Below are 1,262 nucleotides of genomic sequence, written 5' to 3'. Positions count from 1 at the left end.
GGTTAAGTAACTAAGCGGAAGGTCCTGGAGCGCTGCCTCAGATAGAATCATATAAAAGTTAGGACTAAGTGTTCCCCAATCGACACTGCGAATACTAGTAATGGTCACTGTGAAGCTTTGTCCGGCCACCTCGAAGCGAAGCGTGTCGTTAAGCTTTACACCTAATCTCCCTGCTAAACGCGATTCAATAGAAACTTGTTTGCTCGCCGCATCTGACTTTTTATCATTTATCCAAACACCTTCCAGTATTTTGTTTCCTTCGGGTAGTTGTTCACTCCATGTGAGCGCCAGATCTCTTTGAAGGGCCGGGTCTTCACTCAGTTTTTCATCATCATGAACATAGCGTTCGTTGATATGCGTTAATCGCCCTGGAACCATAGGAAAGAGCGGGTAGTTCTTGAAGCCGGTTTCTTCGAGTGCCGCTTTATAACTATCCGATTCATAGGCTTGTATATTCATAGCGAAGAAATTGGGCGCGTTCTCGGGTAAGCCGCGTTGCCAGTCATTTAGTAAATCATTTCTTACAACACTAATGACTAGCATGACCATCAATATCATCGCGAATGCCAAGATTTGAGTGCTGGCACTTTGATTGTTGCGCATGAGGTGTCGCCAGGCGAAACGCACATAAATATTGAAGCGTGCTGAAGGTGTGATTTTATCTAAAAGCTTAAGTATTCCTCGTAAACCAAATGAGAGCAGGATAAGGGTCACCAATCCGCCGACAATCACTGCGAGAGACATCTTTACATCGCCGGTAAACCATAAGCATAACGAGAGAATACATGCGAGCGCGATGCCGTAGATTAGTCTTCCGCTAATGCTCATCGGCTCAAGGTCACGGCGCAGGATTCTAAGTGGGGATACGCGACTTAGTTGAATCAGGTGAGGTAGCGCAAAGCCCAGTAGAGTAACCGGGGCCGTAATACTCGCAATAGCCCAAGCTGACCAAGGTGCGGTAGGCAAGTCATTGATAAATAGGATACTTAGCAAGGAAGAAAGTTGTTCCTGTATCAGGGTGCCAAGCATTAGGCCGATGAGCGTGGTGATGAAGGCGAGAATCAGTAACTGCAGACTAAAAAGCCACAGTACTTGCTGACGACTGGCGCCCAAGGTTCTTAACAGTGCGCTGGTATCGTAGTGGTGTTGGGCATAGTTTTGAGCGGCCATCGCAATGGCAATACCCGCAAGTAGAATCGCGAGAATGGCCGCTAAGGAAAGATAGCTACGTGCTTTATCGAGTGCCGCGGCAAGCGCCTGGT

1 protein-coding gene is annotated in these 1,262 nt (G+C 47.5%); it reads right to left on the bottom strand.

The window, feature by feature from the left end:
- Window positions 1–1,262, bottom strand: a 1,262-nt coding sequence (locus A3729_RS25210; RefSeq protein WP_156498128.1) for an ABC transporter permease, incomplete at both ends; no start/stop codon positions are given.

The sequence above is a fragment of the Oleiphilus sp. HI0043 genome, from assembly GCF_001634935.1.
The sequence above is the reverse complement of the archived record's forward strand: the minus strand, read 5'-3'. Positions and strand labels throughout refer to the sequence as shown.